Genomic DNA, 20,430 nt, shown 5'->3' with positions numbered 1-20,430 from the left:
GCAGCGGGATGTTCAGGAAGCGTCGGAGGTTGCCCGCCGCAATCTCGGGGACGGTCGCGCGCCGCGATTTCCCTGATCTCCTCGACGAGACCGAGTGGGGCGCCGAGGCCCGCTGGGGACCGGATAGCCGAGACTACGGGGGTGGATCTCACATTACCACGCGACGGTAATACGCATAACCCGTCTTGACGGCCTGTACTACCGATGGGTCGAGGCGCCGCTACCTCTTGATCACTTCTTTCATCTCGTCGAGACCGGCGAGCACCGGGTAGCCGGACTCGCTCAGCGCGTGTCCGTGGCCGGTCTGGTGAATGTCGAACACCGACTGGATCGCGGCGTAGAACCCCTGCACGTCCAGCGTCTGGTTGACCGCCCGCTTCGCCTGGCGCAGCGCGAACGGGTGCATGCGGGCGATCTCCAGCGCCAGCTCCCTGGCCTCGGCGCGCAGCCGCTCGACCGGCACGACCCGGTTGACCATGCCGACGCGCTCCGCCTCCGCGGCGCTCATGGAGCGGCCGGTGAAGAGCAGCTCCTTCGCCTTGCGGGCGCCGAACTCCCAGGTGTGGCCGTGGTACTCGACACCACCGATGCCCATGGCCACGACGGGGTCCGAGAAGGTCGCGCTGTCCGCCGCGACGATGAGATCGCAGGGCCAGCACAGCAGGAGGCCAGCGGCGATGACGCTTCCCTGGACCGCGGCGATCGACGGCTTCGGGACGTTCCGCCAGCGCAGCGAGTACTCCAGGTACCGGCGCGACTCGATGCCGTAGAGGTACTCGACGGTCAGCTTGTCGGGGCTGTCCGGGCCCAGCCCGGCCCGCAGGTCGTGACCGGCCGAGAAGTGCCGGCCGTTCGCCTGCAGGACGATGACCCGCACCTCCGGGTCCGCCGCGGCGGCGCACCACGCCTCGTCCAGGTCGTCGAGCAGGTCCAGGTTCTGCGCGTTCGCCACCGCCGGCCGGTCGAGCGTGATGGTCGCGACGCGATCAGCCTGGTCGTACCGGATGAATTCGGTCTTCAACGCGAACCTCCGAAAGTCGTGCGGGGCCGCCCGCCCACCGGCTCGACGAGCCGATCGCGATCCGCCACGCCACCCCGCTTGCCCGGCAGCCGTCAGGCAGACTCTGCCGGATCTGTCCAGCGGAGCGGCATCCGGACGGTAACACGGATTACCAGAACGGGTAATGGGTGGGCGGCAGCGGGGAGGTGTGAAGAAGACAGAGGCGGGAGCGCCGACGGGCGCCCCGCTCAACCGGGTCGGTCGGCCTGTTCCGGCGGAACCGTCACGCCTGCGGGGACGCCGCCTCCCGGCTCAGTCCCACCCGGATGAAGTCCCACAGTCCGTGAGACGTCAGTGGCACACCGGTCAGGTGGATGCCCAGGGCGTGCATGTGCGTCGCGGCGACAATCGTCTGCACGAGGATCATCGCGAGCTGGTCGGGCTCGATGTCCTTGCGGAAGGCACCGCGATCGACCCCGTCGCGCACCAGGTCCACGAACAGCTGCTTCTGCGGCTCCAGCACGCTGGCGAAGTCCGCTGGACGGGACTCCGCCAGCTGCAGGTGGTAGATCGTCATGGCGCGGCTGAGCACCCCGCCGATGGGGTCGGTCACGCCGTCGTAGAGACGCTCGACGACGTGGTGGACCCGGTCGAACGGGTCGGCCAGCCCTTCCACCTCGGAGCGGCACTCGTTCGCCGACTTCTCCATGACGTCCTCGAAGACGGCGAGGAGCAGCTCGTCCTTGCTCTCGTAGTACTGGTAGAACGAGCGGAAGGACGTCTTGGCGCGTTCGACCAGCTCCTGCAGCGTGAAGTCGCCGTTCTCGGCGAGCAGCTGGATCGCGGTCTGCAGATAGTGATCGCCGCGGCGGACCGCCTTCGCCCGCGCGTCGGTGAGAGATCTTTCCACCGCCCGCTCGCGCCAGCGCCCGATCTGCGGCGCGGAGGAGGTGGGTGCCGAGTCCCCTCTTGCAGGCATGCGCCCCCCTGGACTCAGTCGTCGGCAAACTGCGCTGGCTGTGGTTCGTCCGCGGCTGTGGCTTGTTGCGTGGGCGCGACGATGCCGGACCGTAGGCTACACGCCCGCGGTAACCCAACCTACCGAAACTGGCCGGTGAGCAGGCTCCCGGGTCGCCGGACCGGACCGGCGAACCAGATGGCATGCCGCGTCGGGATGTCGTAGCGTGCCCGAAAGGCGGGGCTCGGCACCATCCACCCGCCTCGGCGGACGCGGCGAAGCCCGTCCGCCGTCCCGCGAGACCCTGCCCCCAGCGCCGCCGCGTGCGCGCTCCGGCGACCTCGGGGTTTCCGCGCCATCGGAGGACACACTTGAGCACAGAGCCACAGTCCCGATCCTTGAACCTGCCCGCGCGAACGATTCCGGCGCCCTCGTCCGTGAGCGCCGAAGCGCGGGAGATGCTCGCCGGAATGGCCTTCCTGACGTCGGCGCAGGCAGCCACCACCCCGGCGCTCGACGACGCGGAGGGTTGGCGCAGGCTGGTCGCCGAGACCGACGAGATGTTGTTACCGTTCCTGGAGGCCAGCTCCGCGGGCACGAAATCGACGGTCGAGACGGTGGACGTCGCCGGTGCCCGGGTCTTCGTGGTCACCCCCGAGAACGTGGCGCCCGGGACCGGATCTCGGGTCTTTCTCGACATTCACGGCGGCGGTCTGCTCATGGGTGGCGGTGAGTGCTGCCGCGCCTCGACTGTCCGCATGGCCGACCTGGTCGGCGTCGTCACCTGGGGTGTCGACTACCGGATGCCCCCCGACCATCCGTACCCCGCAGCGTTGGACGACTGCCTGACGGTCTACCGGGCGCTGCTGCGGTCGCATCGCCCGGAGGAGATCATCGTCGGTGGCGCCTCGGCGGGCGGCAACCTGGCCGCCGCGCTGCTCCTGCGGGCCCGTGACGAGGGGCTCCCCCCGCCCGCCGCCGTCGTGCTGCTCACCCCGCAGGTGGACCTGACCGAATCGGGCGACAGCTTCGCCACGAACATGGGGCTCGACGTCGTCCTCACCAGTTCGCTGCTGCCGCAGAGCCAGCTCTACGCGGCTGGCCATGACCTGGCGGACCCTTACCTGTCGCCGCTGTTCGGCGACTTCACGCCCGAGTTCCCGCCGACCTTCCTGCAGGCCGGTACCCGCGATCTCTTCCTGTCCAACGCCGTTCGCCTCCACCGGAAGCTTCGCGCGGCCGGAGTCCAGGCGGAGCTCCACGTGTTCGAGGCGATGCCCCACGGCGGATTCTTCGGCGCGCCCGAGGACGACGAGCTCAGCGCCGAGATCCGCCGCTTCGTCGATGCCCGCTGGTAGTGCCAGGGCGTCGGCTCGAGCGTCCCGCGGCCCGCCTCGGACGACCGGATGGCGAGAATGACCGAGTGAGCTCACCGCGCCTGCGCCGCACCCCCGGCCGTCCCAGAGATCCCAGCGTGGACGAGTCGATCACGCGCGCCTGTCGCGAGCTCCTCCTCGAGCTGGGCTACTCGGCACTGACCATCGAGGCGGTCGCCGAACGGGCCGGCGTCGGGCGTCCCACGATCTACCGGCGCTGGCCGTCCAAGCCGTACATGGTCTGGGACGCGCTCTTCACCACCCCGCAGGACGCCACGGTCATCGGCGAGACGGGCGACCTGCGCGCCGACCTGGAGCTGTGGGTCACGGCGACCATGGAGTTCTTCAGCCGCCCCGAGGTGGCCCGGGCGTTCTCCGGACTGATCAACGACCAGCCGATGGACACCGCCTGGCAGGCCCGGCTGCGGGATCCGGTCAAGGAACACGTCATCACCCGGCTGCGGCGCGGCATCGACGAAGGCGATCTTCGCCCCGACGCCGACCCCGCGGCGATCTTCGACATGGTCATCGGCTTCGCGATCTACCGCAGCGCGGTGCCGCAGGGGTCGGAGACGCCGCCAAGCCCGCAGACGATCACCGACCACGTCCTGCGCGGGGCCGCGGCGGACAAAAAAAGCTGACCTGTGGTTGACATGTCCTCCCATGGGCGGGTTACTTTACAATTCGTAACGTAAACCCTTCTGGAAGGCCACCCAGTGATCGTCGATCACCTGATCGAACAGGCCTGCGAGCGGGCCCAGTCGAGCGACTTCGGCCCCGACGGCTGGCGTGAGGGCCTTGAGGTCCTCGTGGAGTCGATGAACCGCGAGGCCTCGCTCAACGAGTTAGGCGAGGGCGTGAACGCCCTGCGCCTCACCGAGAACCTGGTGAGCAGACTCGAGATCGAGAAGTGCTTCAAGGCCCACCCGGAGATCGCCGACGAGGTCGTGGACCGACCGGTCTTCGGCCTCGGGCTCCCCCGCACCGGCTCCACCGCGCTGAGCTTCCTGCTCGCGCTGGACGACCGCCGCCGCACGCTGCGCAGCTGGGAGGCCGGCGAGCCGACGCCGCCCCCGGAGGCGGCCACCCAGCACGCCGACCCGCGGATCGACAAGGCGCACACCGAGATCACGGTCATCAACGAGATGTTCCCGGACTTCGTCGGCATGCTGCCCCAGTCCGCGACCGGGCCGCAGGAATGCCTGCTCCTGATGGCGCTCGACTTCCGGTCCCAGCTGTTCGAGGCGACCGCGCGCGTTCCCACCTACAGCCGCTGGCTCGCCGCGTGCGACATGGAATCCACCTACCGGTATCACCGCCGGGTACTGCAGCTCCTGCAGTGGCACTGCCCGCCCAACAAGTGGTGGCTCAAGACGCCCGCGCACATTCAGCACCTGGACGCCCTGGCCAAGGTCTACCCCGACGCGGAGTTCATCGTGACCCACCGCGACGTCGTCAAGGTTCTCCCGTCGGTCTGCGCGCTGATGTCGGCGTTGTCCTCGCCGCTGACGGACGACCCGGACCCGCGCCACTTCGGCCGGCTCACCACCGGCCAGTGGGAGGAGGGCCTGCGCACCCTCATCGCCTTTCGGGACGGCGGTCGGGAGGACCGCTTCCACGACGTCCACTTCGCCGACATGCAGCGAGACCCGATCGGCACGGTGGAGCGGCTTTACCGCAGCCTCGGCATCGAGCTGCCCGAGCCCACCCGGAGCCTGATGGCCGACTGGTGGCGCACCAACTCCGAGGACCGGGCCGGTGCCCGGCGCTACGACCCCGCCGAGTTCGGGCTCGACCCCGCCGACCTGCGCAGGCGCTTCGGGTTCTACACCGACCGTTTCGGCATCACCGAGGAGAACTGATGGACATGAACTTCGACTGGATGCCGAACCACATAGACGGCGCGCTGCTGACGGAGACCTATGACAGCCCGGCGCTGCTCGACGGCAGTGTCTGGAAGGCGTTCGGCGAGACGATCGCCAGGGTTGGCGACGAGCTGAACCGCGCCGATGTGCCGCAGGCGCCGGTCGACAAGGCCGCGGGCTACCGGCACCTCCTCGCGATGGTCGGCTACGGGATCAACCAGGCGCTGGCGCCGTCGGACCCGATCGCGCCGACCCTCGGCGCCTACGCCCGGACCGACATCTACAAGTGGGGCCTCGACTGCCCCGACTGCGCCTACCTGAACGCGACGATCCGCGGCGATCTCGACTACCGGGTCTGGGGCAACGTCGGGACCGTCGGGTATCTCGGTTTCCAGGTCATGGGAGGCCTGGCCACCTACGGCAACATCCGCAACGACGAGCTGGAGACCGACGCCGAGGGAAACTTCGAGCTCTGGGTCGGCCCCACCAAGCGCGAGGGCAACTACCTGGCCTCCACCCCGGAGACCAACACCCTGGTCGTCCGGCAGTTCTTCGGCGACTGGGACACCGAGCAGCGCGCGCGGCTGGACATCGAGCTCGTCTCGCCGGTCCCGGCCGACGCCTCCGCCGACCGTCTCGTCGCCACGCCGGCCCGGGTGGCGGCCCAGATCGAGCGGATCGGCGGCTGGCTCGAGGCGAACATCAAGTTCTGGCACGACATCGAGGCCATGGGGCAGGCCAACCGGCGCAACGCCTTCGACCCGGCCACCGTGAAGTCCGACATGGGTGGCGCCCAGGAGAACATCAACGGCTGGGGGCATTTCGACCTCGCACCGGACGAGGCCCTGATCATCGAGGCGACTCCGGCGCAGGCCCGGTACTGGAGCCTGCACATCGGGAACTTCTGGTGGGAGTCCCTCGACTACGCCACCCGGCACACCAGCCTGAACTTCCGCCAGGCGGTGCTGGACGACGACGGCGTCTTCCGGGCCGTCGTCGCGCATCGCGACCCGGGCGTGCCGAACTGGCTGGACACGATGGGCCACACCAAGGGCCCGCTGCTTTTCCGCTGGGTCGTCGCCGACCACGGACCGGACGCCATCACCAAGGTCGTGCCCTTCGACTCGATCCGGGACCACCTCCCGGAGACGACGGGCGTCGTCACCCCGCAAGAGCGCGCGGCGACGGTCGAGCGCCGGCGGCTTGGCGTGCAGCGCCGCTTCGCCAGCACCTGAGCCGACCCCCACCCGCAGCTTCCGGCACCTCAGGAGTAAGCACATGGATCTCGGATTCAAGGACGCCACCGTCGTCGTCTCGGGCGGCACCGCGGGCATGGGGCGCGCCGCCGCGGACTGCTTCGCGGCCGACGGTGCCAAGGTCGCGGTGCTCGCCCGTTCCAAGGCGGCGCTCGACGCCACGGTCGAGGAGCTCTCCGCGCTCGGTTCGCCCGACGCGGTCGGCATTCAGACCGACCTGTTCGACGCCGGCTCGGTCGACGCGGCCCTCGCCCAGGTGGGTGAGCGGTGGGGACAGCTCAACGCGCTGGTGAACGCCGCCGGCCCGATGGCAATGAACCTCAAGACGTTCGAGACCTACACCGACGAGGAGTGGCACAGCGTCCTCAGCGGCCTGACGCTGAGCGCCGTACGGACGATCCGGGCCGCCCTGCCCCTCCTGCGGGCGGCGAGGTGGGCCCGGATCGTCAACGTCTCGGCGATGTCGACCAAACGGCAGTCCCCGCCGCTGATCGCCTACACCGCGGCGAAGTCGGCGCTGACGAGCCTGAGCAAGAACCTTTCGCAGACCCTCGCGCCCGAGGGAATCCTGGTGAACACGGTGAGCCCGGGAACGTTCGCGTCCGAGTCGTTCAAGCAGGCGCTCGCACCGATTCCCGACGTCGACGAGAACGACCTGCACGACGTCATGCGCTACATCGGCCGCGGCTTCGGCCACCACGTCTTCCTCGGCCGGGCCGCCGATCCGGCGGAGATCGGTCCTGTCATCGCCTTCGCCGCGTCGGCGCGCAACACCTACATGACCGGCGCCAACATCAACGTCGACGGAGGCTCGGACTTCGCATGAGCGTCGCAGTCGAACCACTGGGTGCCAGCCTGCCCAGAACCAGTCGGGAGACGATCCGGTGACCACCACCGCGACAACGCCCACGAGCCTCACGCACCTGCAGCGCCTGGAGGCCGAGAGCATCCAGATCATGCGCGAGGCGGTCGCCGAGAGCGAGCGGCCGGTCATGCTGTTCTCCGTCGGCAAGGACAGCGCGGTGATGCTGCGCCTGGCCCGCCAGGCCTTCCACCCGTCGACGCCGCCGTTTCCGCTCCTCCACGTCGACACCACCTGGAAGTTCCGGGCCATGTACGAGATGCGGGAGAAGATGGCGGCCGAGGCCGGCATGCAGCTCCTCGTGCACCGCAACCCCGAGGCCCTCGCCCGGAACATCAACCCGTTCGACCACGGTTCCGCGGTCCATACCGACCTGTGGAAGACCGAAGGCCTCAAGCAGGCGCTCGACCTGCACAAGTTCGATCTCGCCTTCGGCGGTGCCCGCCGCGACGAGGAGAAGTCCCGCGCGAAGGAGCGGATCTTCTCCATCCGTTCGGCGCAGCACCGCTGGGATCCGAAGTCCCAGCGCCCCGAGCTGTGGCGCACCTACAACGTGCGGCACAGCCAGGGCGAGTCGGTCCGCGTGTTCCCGATCTCCAACTGGACCGAGCTCGACATCTGGCAGTACATCCACCGCGAGGGCATCCCCATCGTGCCGCTCTACCTCGCGGCGCCACGTCCGGTCGTCGAGCGAGACGGCGCGTTGATCATGGTGGACGACGAGCGGATGCGCCTGCTGCCGGGCGAGGAGCCGCGGCTGCGCAGCGTCCGGTTCCGCACGCTGGGCTGCTATCCGCTGACCGGCGCGGTGGAGAGCGAAGCGACCACGCTGACCGAGGTCATCCAGGAAATGCTGCTGACCACGACCTCCGAGCGGCAGGGACGGGTTATCGACTTCGACTCCTCCGGTTCGATGGAGAAGAAGAAGCAGGAGGGCTACTTCTAGTGTCCAACGCCCGGGAAGCCCTCATCGCCGCGGACATCGACGCCTACCTCGACGCGCACGAGCACAAGAGCCTGCTGCGCTTCATCACGTGCGGCAGCGTCGACGACGGGAAGAGCACCCTCATCGGCCGGCTCCTTTTCGAGTCCCACCTCATCCTCGAAGACCAGCTCGCCGCGCTCGAAGCCGACTCGAAACGGGTCGGCACCCAGGGGGGCGAGCTGGACTACGCCCTGCTCGTGGACGGTCTCGCCGCGGAACGCGAGCAGGGCATCACCATCGACGTCGCCTACCGGTTCTTCGCCACCGAGCGGCGCAAGTTCATCGTGGCCGACACCCCAGGCCACGAGCAGTACACCCGCAACATGGTGACCGGGGCCTCGACCGCCGAGCTCGCGGTCATCCTGATCGACGCCCGCAAGGGAATGCTCACCCAGACCCGGCGGCACAGCTACCTGGTTTCTCTGCTCGGCATCGAGAACATCGTCGTCGCGGTCAACAAGCTGGACCTCGTCGACTACGACCAGGCCGTCTTCGACCGCATCGAGACCGCCTACCGGACCTTCGCCACCGAGATCGGGCTGCGCGACATCACCTGTATCCCGATCTCGGCGCTGCGGGGCGTCAACATCACCGACCGGAGCCCGGAGACGCCGTGGTACACCGGGCCGGCACTTTTGGAGCACCTGGAGACCGTCGAGCTGGCTGACCGGGGCGGCCGGGGCCCGTTCCGCATGCCGGTCCAGTGGGTCAACCGGCCGAACCTCGACTTCCGCGGCTTCTCCGGAATGGTCGCCGGCGGCACCGTGGCGCCCGGGGCGAAGGTGCGGGTCCTGCCCTCGGGGCAGACGAGCACGGTGGCCCGGATCAGCACCTTCGACGGGGATCTCGACGAGGCCACCGCCGGCCAGTCCGTCACCGTCGTTCTCGCCGACGAGATCGACGTGAGCCGCGGTGACGTGCTCTGCGCCGCCGACGATCCCGCCGAGGTCTCCGACCAGTTCGAGGCGCAGGTGGTGTGGATGCACGAGGAGGCGATGGTCCCGGGACGGCCTTACCTGATGAAGCTGGGTACCAGGACCACGGGCATCAGCCTCTCCCAGCTGAAGTACAAGGTGAACGTCAACACGCTGGACCAGGTGGCGGCCCGGACGCTGCGGCTCAACGAGATCGGCGTCTGCACGGTCAGCGCCGACCGACCGGTGGCCTTCGATCCCTACGTCTCCAACCGGGACATGGGTGGTTTCGTCGTCGTCGACCGGCTTTCCAACGCGACTGTCGGCGCCGGGCTGCTGCGCTTCTCGCTGCGCCGCGCCAGCAACGTCCACTGGCAGGCGCTCGAGGTCACCACCGAGGCGCACAGCAGGCTGAAGGGACACCGCCCGGCGGTCGTCTGGTTCACCGGTCTCTCCGGTGCCGGAAAGTCCACCATCGCGAACCGGACCGAGCAGCGGCTGCACTCCCTGGGCGTGCACACGGTTCTGCTCGACGGCGACAACGTGCGGCACGGCCTCAACCGCGACCTCGGCTTCACCGAGGCCGACCGTGTCGAGAACATCCGTCGCGTGGCCGAGACGGCACGGCTGATGGCCGACGCCGGACTGGTCGTGCTGGTCTCGTTCATCTCGCCGTTCCGCGCCGAGCGTGCGCTGGCCCGGGAGCGGGCCGGCGAGGGCCGCTTCTGCGAGGTGTTCGTCGACACCTCGATCGAGCAGGCCGAGGCCCGTGACGTCAAGGGTCTCTACGCGAAGGCCCGCCGAGGCGAGCTGCCCAACTTCACCGGCGTCGACTCGCCCTACGAGCCGCCGCTGGCACCGGAGATTCGCATCGACACGTCCATCACGGGGCCGCAGGAGGCCGCCGACCTGGTCGTCAGCCAGCTTCGCGCTCAAGGGGTGCTGCCAGTGAACCCGTGACCGCGTCCGGTGGCCGGTTTCTCCCGGCCGGGCTCCGACGCGGTAGCCCACATGTCATCTCGGTACCGCGGCCGCACCACCCGCGGCGCGATCCGCCCGGCCCGTGTCGATGACGCGGGCCGGGCGGATCCGCGGAAGCCGCGAGAGCCGCCTGTCGTGTTCAGACGCTGGCGGTGGTTTCGACCTTCGCGGGGTAGCCCATGAGGGTGGCGAGGTTGCCGCCCATGAACTTCGCGACGCGTGCCTCGTCGTTGTAGGCCAGCAGGTCCTCGGCGTACTTCGCCGGCTCCGCGAGGCCTTCCGGGTGCGGGTAGTCGGATCCGAACAGGACGTGGTCCTCACCGAGGAGCTCGGCGAGGTCGGCGTAGTTCTCCTCCCAGAACGGGGAGATGTAGATCGCGCGGCGGATCGCCTCGATCGGGTTCTCCGGGAAGTCCTGCGGCATCTTCTTGTACAGGTCCTTCAACGACTTCAGCAGCGGCGCGACCCAGCTGGCCCCGTTCTCGATGAACGCGACCTTCAGATCCGGGAACCGGGTCAACGCGCCGTGACAGACCAGCGCGGCCACCGAGTCCTCGACCGGGCGCCAGCCCGACAGCATCCGGAACGCCTGCGGCTGGAACGGCAGGAACTCGCTGTTGCTACCCATCCAGTCGTTCGTGTACCGCTCGTAGCCCGAGTCCGACGAGTGCATACCAACAACCAGACCGTTGTCGACGATCTTCTGCCACACCGGGTCGAACTCCGGGAACCCGAACGAACGCGAACCCTCGAAACCAGGCACCGGCGCCGGGCGGATCAACACGACCTTCGCGCCGCGCTCGATCACCCAGTCCAGCTCCTCCAACGCCTTCTCCACGATCGGCAACGTGATCACCGGCGTCGTGAAGATCCGGTCGGCGTAGTTGAACTGCCACGTCTCATACAGCCACTCGTTCAGCGAGTGAACCACCGCGTGGATCGCCCGCGGATCATCCCGCAACCGCTCCTCCACCAGACTCGCCAACGTCGGGAACATCAACGTCCGCTCGACACCCTGCTCGTCCAACAACTCCAGACGCGCGGCCGGCTCACGGAACGCCGGGATCGACCGCATCGGCTCACCGAAGATCTCCCGACGGCTCTTACCATCCGGATTGCCCTTCCGGTAGTACTCCTCCTGCGCACCCGGCCGAGCCACCACATCGAACGTCGGGTTCGGAATGTAGTTCGAGATCTGCCCCCGAACCACGATCTTCGTCCGGCCCCTCACCTCGATGTAGTCGATCAGGCCCCTGTACCCGTCAGGCAGATGCCTCGTCAGAGCGTCACGCGTCTCGTACAGGTGGTTGTCAGCATCGAACACAGGAAACCTGGGACTGGTCATACATCCTCCAGAGGCCGTCTCTAGCACTTACCCGAACGGGGCCGCCGGCGGTCGGCCCGCCGTCGCCGGTGCATTCGCGGCGTACGCGGCCACGGCCCGGGGCACGGATCAACAGCGATAGCTGGGGGGTCAGGATGGTACCGTCAGGCCCGGAATGACGTCGCCGCAGAGCGGGTCGGCCCCGGAGACCATCTTGAAGGTCTTGCCCACCAACTTCACAAAGTACAGGCAGTTGTGCACTCCGAAGCCGAGGTTCGCCCTGTTGTTGATGTCGACCTTCTGCCCGCCGAAAAGGCCGAGAGCATCGAAGTCGTGGACGGCCGACAGGGCGGAGAGCAGCGAGGCCTGTGTCGGCGATTTTCCGGCCGCCTTGACCGCGCGAAGAAAAAGACCGATGGAGACGTACCCGTTGTACTGGGCGAACGTCGGTGCGCCCTGCACGCCCGCGCTCTTGAGATCAGCGACGAACTGCTTGGTCGCGGCGGTCTGCAGTTCGACCGGCTCGTACAGGGTTCCGAAGTAGACGTTCTGCGCCGCCTCCAGCGCCCCCGGGCCGGCCTGGATCAGGTCGCCGCCATAACCCGTGAACATCAGGGCCGCCTTGAGCTTGACTCCCTGCGCGTTCAGCCCGGAGATGACGGCGAAGGCCGTGTTCGGGTCGGTCGAGGCGAAGAACCCGTCGACCTTCGCCGCCTTCATCGCCAACACCAGCGGACCCACATCGGTGCTCCCGAACGGGACCTGCGCGTTGAGGTATCCGACCTTGATTCCCGCCGCCTTCGCCGACTCCACGGTCGTCCTGGCGCTCTCCGACGATGACGGCGATATTCCGTAGCCCACGGCGGCGAGGCTCGAGACACCCTGCATCTTCAGGAACTTGCCGGGCGTGGTTCCCACGTACGTCCCGTGGATGGCGCCGATCACGGAGAACATGTTCTTCGACGTGATCCACTCCGGCCCGTCAATCGACGTACCGATCACGGGCACCTGGTGCGCCGTGAGGTAGGCCGACGCGGCGAAGGTGAGTGAGGAGTTGGCAATCACCGCGAACACGTGATCCTGTGTCACGAGTTTCGTCGCGGCCGCCAGCGTGGCCGTCGGCGAGGTCTGGGTGTCCGCCACGATATACTTGATCTTGTAGCCCTGGCGCGATGCCAGAATGGTCCCCGCCTTGACTCCATCGACCTGGGTCCTGCCTGCCGAGGCCGCGGGTCCCGTGATGTCGGCAAGCACGCCTAAGGTGTAGGTCGGGCCACCGTCGTCACCTGCCTTCGCCCCGGTCGACTTCGAGGAGCCGCAGCCGACCAGGGCAATCAGCGCGGCCGCGGCCGCGGCTAACATTCTCCTGCGACTAGTGATCACAGTTTCGCCTTTCGCGTGGGTGAGTGACATACATACGAACTGCCGCCGGTTGGGTAGTGGCACTTTCGCGGGGCCGGTGTATCTTCCGGCGTCGCGGCTCACAGCCGTCGAAACGGCTCCGGCGGGGTGATGAAAGGACCGCGCGCCGCCAAGGACAGTGCGTGAGAACATTTCGGAAGTCGTGCGCGACGGCGCGGCCCGCCATGTCGCGCGCCGGCTGGTGTGGACGAGCCGGCCGTCCGGCCCGGGCTCATCCGTGAACCACGGCCGAGGTCAGGGGCGATAGCAGGTGAGGACGTCACGCTCTCGCGGCGAGCGACCGGGGCGAACGCGGTCCCGGAAACGCGCCTGAGGAGCAGCCACGCGCGGCTGCCGTGGCATCCTCACCGACCGACCAGCCCGGACAGCGCCTTCGTCTCCAGGTACTGCTCGAAGCCCTCGATGCCGTTCTGGACGCCGAGTCCACTCGCCTTGTAGCCACCGAATGGAAGATCGGCGCCGTACCAGATTCCCCCGTTCACCGAGACCCGACCTGCCCTTAGTCGCGCCGCGACGGACTCGGCGCGTTTCCCGGACCCAGACGTCACCGCGCCGGAAAGCCCATAGCCGCTGTCATTCGCGATCCGAACAGCGTCGGCGTCGTCCTCGAACGGGATCACGACCAGGACGGGCCCCAGGATCTCCTCCCGAGCGATCGTCATAACGTTGTCGACATCGGCGAACAGCGTGGGCTCCACGTAGTACCCCTTCTCCAGGTGCGTCGGGCGCCCGCCCCCCACCACCAGGCGCGCACCCTCACGCACTCCGCCGGCGATGCACCGCAGAACACGGTCACGTTGCCCCGCGCTGATCAGCGGGCCCTGGATGTTCGCGGGATCGGTCGGATCTCCGATCGGCACCTTCGAAAAACCGTCGGCCACAAGCTCGATCGCCTCGTCATAGCGGGTACGAGGCACCAGCAGGCGGCTGGGCATCGCGCTGCCCTGCCCGCCGTGCAGACAGACCATCCAGGCCAGGCAGAGCTTCGCGGCGAAGTCAGCGTCGTCCAGGATGATGTCGGCGGACTTGCCGCTCAGCTCGAGGCAGAGACGCTTCAGCGTCGAAGCGCCCTGTTCCATGATCCGCCGACCAGTGGCCGTCGAGCCGGTAAAGGCGATCAGGTCCACCCGCGGATCGGTGACAAGGGCCTCGCCGATCGCGCGGTCGGACGCCGTGATGACGTTGACCACGCCCGGCGGAATCTCGGTCTCCTCGGCGATCAGGCGCCCGAGGCGGGCCGCTGTCCATGGTGTCTCCGGCGCCGGCGCCAGAACGACGGTGTTGCCCGTCGCGAGCGCCTGTCCGAGCTTGGACAGGGTTATTCCGATCGGGTTGCTCCACGGTGTGATCACGCCGACGACCCCGACCGGTTCCTTGACCACCTTGCGCCAGCTACGCAGGCCGAACAGCTCGACCACGGGCAGATCGCGCACCCACGGGATGTCGCCGATCGCGGCCGCGGGCCACCGCAGGGCGTCCGCGAGGGGCAGGTCGAGCTGAGTCATGTACGTCATCGAGACCGGGCAGCCTGCCTCCGCGACCAGCTCAGCGCGGATCTCCTCCCGCTCCCGCTCCAGCGCATCCTGCAGTTGGAGCAGGCAACGCCCGCGAAGCTGATGGTCGACGGACCACTCCGTCAGGTCGAACGCGTCACGCGCCGCGGCCACGGCCGCATCCAGGTCGCCGGCGTCAGCGTCCGCCACCCGACCGATGATCTCTTCAGTCGCCGGGTTCAGATTGTCAAACGTGCGGCCACCCGCGGCCCGCGTGAGCCGCCCGTTGACCAGCAGACGAGACTCTTCGTCGATCATGATGCGGCCGTCGCTCGGGCGCCCGCGTCGCCGACAGGGGTCGACATGTCCGCCGCCTTCCATGGTCCTGACGCATGGGTGTGGCCCCTCGCCCGTGCGGGCCACGGGAATCCGCCCTTATGACGCTACTGTCACCTCGGAGAGCGCTCAGACCCTTGGACGAGCTAGATGCAGACTACAACGGCACTGACGCACATGTCAGTATCGCGCCTAGAGGGCGACGCCCGGCGTCGGCGTCGGGCGGGTCGGTGATCGCGATCAGCGAGGCCGGCCTTCGCCGCGCGACCGGCGGCCGAACGCACCGGAGGGCACGACGTCGGGCGTGCCCGCGGCGACCGCGCTCAGCACCGGCGCCGCCGAAGCGTGGTCGAGGACCGCCACGGCCGCGGTGTCCGGAACCTGTCGGGCGTCCGAGGCGGCAGCAAGCGCGTGCCCCGACGGGAGAAACCCAGACAGTCGCCGAGGATGGGAACGGAAAACCCCGGACAAAGATCACGCAGCCGCGATTCAGTCACTTCTGGCGGTGGGCGGATCGGAGTCGGCTGGGCGTTGCTCGGTGAGCTTCTCCGACAGGGCCCGATGGGGTTCAGGCCGGTCGGCCCAGAACGGACCGACTTCCGTATCATGCTGCGGGTGGCTCTCTCTGACGCATCCGACCGGCGCACCAGGCCGATGGCCGTGCCGCGCGTCGCCGAAGCGGTCGCCGGCGTCTTGCGGTCCCGAATCGTCAACGGGGAGCTCGCGGACGGCGACCTCCTTCCGAAGCAAGATGACCTGATGGCGGAGTTCGGTATCGCGCGTGCCTCACTGCGCGAGGTCATGCGCATCCTCGAAACCGAGGGCCTCGTCACAGTTCGACGCGGAAATATCGGCGGCGCGGTTGTGCACGCGCCCGACGCCGGCGGGGCGGCCTATCAGCTGGGTCTGGTTATGCAGTCCCACCGGGTGACGCTTGCCGACGTATCCACGGCGCTCCTCAACCTTGAACCGCTGTGTGCCCGCCTGGCCGCGGGACGCGACGACCGGCAGCAGACGGTAGTACCGCTGCTGGTCGCTCTGAATGAACGCGCGGAAGCCTCCCTCGACACGAGTCCGGAGGAGTTCGCGCGCATCCTGAGCGCATGGCATCGAACGCTCGTGGAGCACTGCGGCAATCACACCATGTATCTCACACTCGCGGCGGTGGATCGGGTCTGGTCCTATCACGTGCCACGAGAGGTGGACACGGCCGCTGCCGGGGGTGGGCCCGTTCCGGCGGCCCGGGCGTCCCTCCGTACTCACCTGGAAATCACCCGGGTGATCGAGTCGGGCGATGGTGCCGCGGCCGAGCAGCTGACCCGCTGGCATCTCGAGGAGTCCAGGACCGCGATGCGGCCCGTTGATCCGACGATCACGGTGAATTTGACGGGTCCGCCGACGCAGAACCTTGGATTCCGAAGCAACGTCTGATCCGGTTTCCGGCGCGCGCCGCCGGGTGGGCCTTCCCGCTCTCCAGCTGGCGGAGATCTCCGGCCCGGCGGTTGCGGATCCAACCCGTGCTTCGGCGGCGCGGAGAGGCTTACAGGCGGCCGCGCCGCGTGGCAGGTCAGCTGGAGGTCGGCAGCTGGCGGGCCAGGTCCAGCATGGTCACCGCCTCGGTGCCTTCTTTCCTGAGCCGGGCCGATGATCTGTAGCCCAGGTCGACGTCCGCGGCCAGTGCCCGCAGCGCCCCGACTGTCGCCTGTTCCCCGGGCAGGTGCTTGTGCAGGTCGAAGGAGAACACCCGCAGCGCGTTCTCGTGGGTGATTTTCGCGATCTCCTGATCGGGCACGCCACCGAGGTATTTGCCGAGCGCCTCGGGCGAGCTGGGCCAGGTCGAGTCCGAATGAGGGAAGTCGCATTCCCACGTGATCATGTCGATGTTAAGCCGGTGGCGGTTCTCGACGCCGAAGCCGTCGTCGATGAAGCAGGTCACGACGCGGTCGAGGAAGACCTCGCTCGGCAGCTTGTCACCGAAGTCCTGATGGGTCCACCCCCGATGGTTCTTGTAGACGTAGTCCACGCGTTCCAAAAAGTAGGGCACCCACCCGATGCCGCCCTCGGAGAGGGCCAGCGTCAGGTCGGGAAACTTTCGGAGGACCGGAGACCATACCAGGTCGGCCGCGGCCTGCACGATATTCATCGGCTGCAGCGTGATCATGGTGTCGACCGGCGCCTCGATCGAGGTGACAACAACCTGCGACGACGACCCGATATGCAGACAGACGACCGTGTTGGTCTCCGAACACGCCTGCCAGAACGGATCCCAGTGGTCGTTGTGCAGCGACGGGAGTCCCAGCTTCTCCGGGTTCTCGGAGAAGCTGACGGCGTGGCATCCCTTGGCCGCCATGCGTCGGACCTCGTCCGCCATGAGGTGCGGGTCCCAGATCGGTGGAATGGCGAGCGGGATCATCCGGCCAGGGTGGGTACCGCACCACTCGTCGACATGCCAGTCGTTATAGGCGCGCAGGACGGCGAGCGCCAGCTCCTTGTCGGCGGCACGCGCGAAGTACTGGCCGCAGAACTGCGGGAAGGAGGGGAAGTTCAGCGACGCGGCGACACCGTTCGCGTTCATGTCCCGGATACGCTCGTCGATGTCGTAGCACCCTGGGCGCATCTCGCTGAACCGCGTCGGCTCCACGCCGTACTCGTCCGGTGGGCGGCCCGCGACCGCGTTCAGGCCCACATTGGTGGCCTCCTGCCCTTCGAAGACCCAGGCGTTGGTGCCGTCGTCCTTCGTGACGATCTTCGGGGCCCGCTCGGCATAGCGAGCGGAGATGTGGCCGTCGAACAGGTCCGGCGGCTCGACGACGTGGTCGTCGACCGAGACCAGGATGAGATCCTCTATTTTCACAGCGGGCTCCTCGTGACTGTCAGCGAGCGGGTGAGCGCCGAGCCGACTTCCTTCAGATAGCGGTCCGGCTCCCCGAGCAGCGCGCTCCAGCTCAACAGCCGCTTGAGGTAGAGATGAGCGTCGTGTTCCCAGGTGTAGCCGAGACCGCCGAACACCTGGATGGCGGCGTCGCCGACCGCGGCGAGCCGCCCGGAGAACGCCTTCACCCGCAAAGCCGACAGGTGCCGCTCCTCCGCGGAACCGGCGTCGGCGGCCCAGAGTGCGTGCAGGACGCCGCTGCGCGCCAGTTCGACGGACTCGTACATGTCCACACACAGACGCTGCACGGCCTGGAATGATCCGATCGGCTGGCCGAACTGCTGTCGCGTCGTCGCATGCTGGATCGCCAGGTCCAGGACCGCCTGCGCGGCTCCGACCGCGTCCGCGGCCGCCGCGATGAGCACGTCGTCGACGAGGGCGGTCAACGCCTCGGGCGACACGGTCGACAGGCGCCGTGCCGGGGTGTCCTTGAGGGTGACCTGACACTGCTTCCGGGTCTGGTCGATGGTCGGCCGCGGGGTGACGGTGAGGCCGACGCCGGTGGCGTCGACCAGGAACAGGCCGACCTCGTCGCCACGATCGGTGGCGAGCACGAGCAGGACGTCGGCCGCCGCGGCATCCGGTACGGAGGGCATTCCGCCGCGCAGGACGTATCCGTCGCGCCGAAGCTCGGCGGTCGGCCGACCGTCGGTCGCCTCCAGCGGGGCGACGGTCGCGATGGTGGCCCCGTCGGCGATCCCCGCCAGCAGTTTCGTGGCCTCGTCGCCGCTGGCCCCGGTTCGCGCGAGAGCGCGGGCGGCCGCGACCGCGCTGGACTGCCACGGGCCCGGGTACAGCGCGGCGCCCAGTTCTTCGAGCACGATCCCCGCCTCGACCAGGGACATACCCGCGCCGCCATGCTCGGTCGCGGCAAGCAGGCCGGTAGCACCAAGATCGGCCAGACCCCGCCAGACGAGGTCGGTCGTTCCCGTCGGGTCGGCGAGCATCGGGCGGACGTGTTCCGCGATCGTCGCGCGCTCGGCGAGAAAACGCCGGACCGTGGCCCGCAGGGCCCGCTGCTCATCGGTCGGTTCGAGGTTCATCCGCGCGGCAGCTTGAGGACTCGCTGTGCGGTGATGTTCCTATTGATCTCCGTCGTGCCCCCGGCTATGGTCAGCGACCGCGACGACAGGCGCAGATCCGCCCACCGACCACCGGGATTCCGCGCACCGAGCAGATCGAATGCGAGAGCGGCCAGATCCTGGCCGATCTCGCCCCACACGGTCTTGGCCAGGCTCGCGGAGCCGAACGGGTCACCGCCATGGAGGCCCGCGGAAATCGAGCGCTGGCATAACCGTTTCAGGAAATCTATGCGCACGGCGATCTCTCCAAGGCGGCGCAGCGTTGACGGGTCCTCCAACGGCCGCCGGCCGCCCGACTCCGTACGCGCGAGGTCGCTTACCAGGTCATGAAGCCAGACCTGCAGCTCGGCATAGAGCCGCGCGGCTCCGGCACGCTCGTGGCTCAGCGTCGTGGTGGCGACCTGCCAGCCGGCGTTCAACGGCCCGAGCAGAGCGGTGGCCGGCACACGCACGTCCTCGAAGAAGACCTCGGCGAAATCCGTGTCGCCGCCGAGCGTCGTGAGCGGCCGGGCGTCGATGCCGGGCAGCGACATGTCGACGATGAGGCACGAGATGCCCCGGTGTCTGGGCACCTCGGGATCGGTGCGCACGTACAGCTGACACCAGTCGGCCCAGTGTCCGAGCGATGTCCAGGTCTTCTGGCCATTGATCACGAACTCGTCGCCGTCGCGCACCGCGCGGGTGCGCAGGGAGGCGAGATCCGAGCCCGCGCCAGGCTCCGACATGCCCTGGCACCAGATGTCCTCGGCACGCCTCATCCGCGGCAGAAGCGTACGCTTCTGGCTGTCCGTCCCGTAATGCATGATCGCCGGCGCGATGTTGTTCAGGCCGATCATGTTGATCGGCAACGGCGCTCCGGCCCCGGTGACCTCCTCCGCGTAGACGAGTTGCTCGAGCGCCGTCGCGCCGCGGCCGCCGTACTCGCGTGGCCACGAGACGGCTGCCCACCCCGCGTCGGCCATCGCCCGGTCCCACCCGCGAAGCGTCTCGAACGACTTCGGGTCTGACCCCCGGTGACGACCGGCCGACACGACGTCATCCGTCAGGTTCGCGGCCAGCCAGGCACCCAGCTCCGCGCGAAACAGGTCCACCTCGACTGGCAACGAGAAGTCCACGCCGCCTACCGGCCCATCCGCACAGGTTCCGGCTGCCACGCACCCCGCATGGAGCTGTTCGACATGCCGGCCACACTAAGAGGATAACCATTACCCGGTCAAGCGGCGCCGCAGGTACGAAGGTCGCGCGGCCAGGCAGATCCCGGCGACCACCGGCCAGGAAGGCATGATCTTGCCTCGCCCGGTCCCGCCAGACCATCGTTGTCGTTCACAGATGACCGCAGGGACGCGCACGATGAGGTCGCCGTTCGGAAGGTCGCCGCCGGCAGGCTCGCCGATCAACGACAGGTCCGCCGTCTAGCACACCCACCCCACCGCTTGGCGCTATCAGGATAATGATAGTAATTTTAGGGTAGCCTGCGGCAGGAGCGGCCGGCGCCGCCCCGCGGCGCTCGGGCCAAGCACCTCAGCGCCGTCCGCGATCAGGAACGGGGACCGCGGCGCGGCTCCGGATCGGGACTCATCGTCGGCTCGGGGCCCAACCCGAGGCCGCCTGGGCCCGCTTTCGCGAGGTCACGGCTTCGCGGGG

General features: G+C 68.4%; 16 protein-coding genes. 8 read left to right on the top strand and 8 right to left on the bottom strand.

Annotation, left to right across the window (positions count from 1 at the left end; translation table 11 throughout):
- Window positions 1-220: 220 nt before the first annotated feature.
- Entirely contained in the window at window positions 221-1,021 is an 801-nt protein-coding gene (locus FRAEUI1C_RS16490; RefSeq protein ID WP_013424447.1) for an enoyl-CoA hydratase, read from the bottom strand.
- A gap of 262 nt (window positions 1,022-1,283) precedes the next feature.
- On the bottom strand, window positions 1,284-1,979 hold the full coding sequence (locus FRAEUI1C_RS16485) for a TetR/AcrR family transcriptional regulator (RefSeq protein WP_013424446.1): 696 nt from the start codon (window positions 1,977-1,979) through the stop codon (window positions 1,284-1,286).
- A 416-nt stretch (window positions 1,980-2,395) separates the two neighbouring features.
- Between FRAEUI1C_RS16485 and FRAEUI1C_RS16480 the strand changes: the two genes are divergently transcribed.
- From FRAEUI1C_RS16480 to cysN, 7 genes are all read left to right on the top strand, one after another.
- Window positions 2,396-3,316: an alpha/beta hydrolase gene (locus tag FRAEUI1C_RS16480; protein ID WP_232425452.1), complete on the top strand. Its 921-nt coding sequence runs from the start codon at window positions 2,396-2,398 to the stop codon at window positions 3,314-3,316.
- Between the two features lie 65 nt (window positions 3,317-3,381).
- Window positions 3,382-3,975 carry a TetR/AcrR family transcriptional regulator gene (locus FRAEUI1C_RS16475; RefSeq protein WP_013424444.1) on the top strand — a complete coding sequence of 198 codons (594 nt, stop codon included), beginning with the start codon at window positions 3,382-3,384 and terminating at the stop codon, window positions 3,973-3,975.
- A gap of 75 nt (window positions 3,976-4,050) precedes the next feature.
- Window positions 4,051-5,196 (top strand): sulfotransferase family protein, encoded by a 1,146-nt coding sequence (locus FRAEUI1C_RS16470; RefSeq protein ID WP_013424443.1) that lies wholly within the window; start codon window positions 4,051-4,053, stop codon window positions 5,194-5,196.
- Window positions 5,196-6,434, top strand: a complete 1,239-nt coding sequence (locus FRAEUI1C_RS16465; RefSeq protein WP_013424442.1) for a hypothetical protein — start codon at window positions 5,196-5,198, stop codon at window positions 6,432-6,434. The genes FRAEUI1C_RS16470 and FRAEUI1C_RS16465 overlap by 1 nt, the downstream gene beginning before the upstream one ends.
- A gap of 43 nt (window positions 6,435-6,477) precedes the next feature.
- The gene (locus FRAEUI1C_RS16460; RefSeq protein WP_013424441.1) at window positions 6,478-7,281 is read left to right on the top strand and encodes an SDR family NAD(P)-dependent oxidoreductase; all 804 of its coding nucleotides are present in this window, start codon (window positions 6,478-6,480) and stop codon (window positions 7,279-7,281) included.
- 58 nt (window positions 7,282-7,339) lie between these two features.
- Entirely contained in the window at window positions 7,340-8,263 is a 924-nt protein-coding gene (gene cysD, locus FRAEUI1C_RS16455; RefSeq protein WP_013424440.1) for a sulfate adenylyltransferase subunit CysD, read from the top strand.
- On the top strand, window positions 8,263-10,176 hold the full coding sequence (gene cysN, locus FRAEUI1C_RS16450) for a sulfate adenylyltransferase subunit CysN (protein WP_013424439.1): 1,914 nt from the start codon (window positions 8,263-8,265) through the stop codon (window positions 10,174-10,176). The genes cysD and cysN overlap by 1 nt, the downstream gene beginning before the upstream one ends.
- 160 nt (window positions 10,177-10,336) lie before the next feature.
- On the opposite strand, the gene FRAEUI1C_RS16445 is transcribed toward cysN, so the two are convergent.
- From FRAEUI1C_RS16445 to FRAEUI1C_RS16435, 3 genes are all read right to left on the bottom strand, one after another.
- Window positions 10,337-11,542: an amidohydrolase family protein gene (locus FRAEUI1C_RS16445; protein ID WP_013424438.1), complete on the bottom strand. Its 1,206-nt coding sequence runs from the start codon at window positions 11,540-11,542 to the stop codon at window positions 10,337-10,339.
- A 129-nt stretch (window positions 11,543-11,671) separates the two neighbouring features.
- Window positions 11,672-12,883 carry an ABC transporter substrate-binding protein gene (locus tag FRAEUI1C_RS16440; protein WP_232425451.1) on the bottom strand — a complete coding sequence of 404 codons (1,212 nt, stop codon included), beginning with the start codon at window positions 12,881-12,883 and terminating at the stop codon, window positions 11,672-11,674.
- A 404-nt stretch (window positions 12,884-13,287) separates the two neighbouring features.
- Entirely contained in the window at window positions 13,288-14,754 is a 1,467-nt protein-coding gene (locus FRAEUI1C_RS16435; protein ID WP_013424436.1) for an aldehyde dehydrogenase family protein, read from the bottom strand.
- A gap of 633 nt (window positions 14,755-15,387) precedes the next feature.
- On the opposite strand from FRAEUI1C_RS16435, the gene FRAEUI1C_RS16430 reads away from it, so the two are divergent.
- Window positions 15,388-16,203 (top strand): FadR/GntR family transcriptional regulator, encoded by an 816-nt coding sequence (locus FRAEUI1C_RS16430; protein ID WP_198318762.1) that lies wholly within the window; start codon window positions 15,388-15,390, stop codon window positions 16,201-16,203.
- A 136-nt stretch (window positions 16,204-16,339) separates the two neighbouring features.
- Here FRAEUI1C_RS16430 and FRAEUI1C_RS16425 read toward each other — a convergent pair whose 3' ends face one another.
- The 3 genes from FRAEUI1C_RS16425 to FRAEUI1C_RS16415 are packed head-to-tail and all read right to left on the bottom strand — an operon-like array spanning window position 16,340 to window position 19,901.
- Complete coding sequence (locus FRAEUI1C_RS16425; RefSeq protein WP_013424434.1) at window positions 16,340-17,626, bottom strand: amidohydrolase family protein; 1,287 nt, start codon at window positions 17,624-17,626, stop codon at window positions 16,340-16,342.
- Window positions 17,623-18,747: an acyl-CoA dehydrogenase family protein gene (locus FRAEUI1C_RS16420; protein WP_013424433.1), complete on the bottom strand. Its 1,125-nt coding sequence runs from the start codon at window positions 18,745-18,747 to the stop codon at window positions 17,623-17,625. The genes FRAEUI1C_RS16425 and FRAEUI1C_RS16420 overlap by 4 nt, the downstream gene beginning before the upstream one ends.
- Complete coding sequence (locus FRAEUI1C_RS16415) at window positions 18,744-19,901, bottom strand: acyl-CoA dehydrogenase family protein (RefSeq protein ID WP_013424432.1); 1,158 nt, start codon at window positions 19,899-19,901, stop codon at window positions 18,744-18,746. The genes FRAEUI1C_RS16420 and FRAEUI1C_RS16415 overlap by 4 nt, the downstream gene beginning before the upstream one ends.
- Window positions 19,902-20,430 lie beyond the last annotated feature (529 nt).

It is taken from the genome of Pseudofrankia inefficax (assembly GCF_000166135.1).
GTDB lineage: Bacteria > Actinomycetota > Actinomycetes > Frankiales > Frankiaceae > Pseudofrankia > Pseudofrankia inefficax.
Note: the sequence above shows the minus strand (reverse complement) of the source record. Positions and strands in the feature narration are given on the sequence as shown.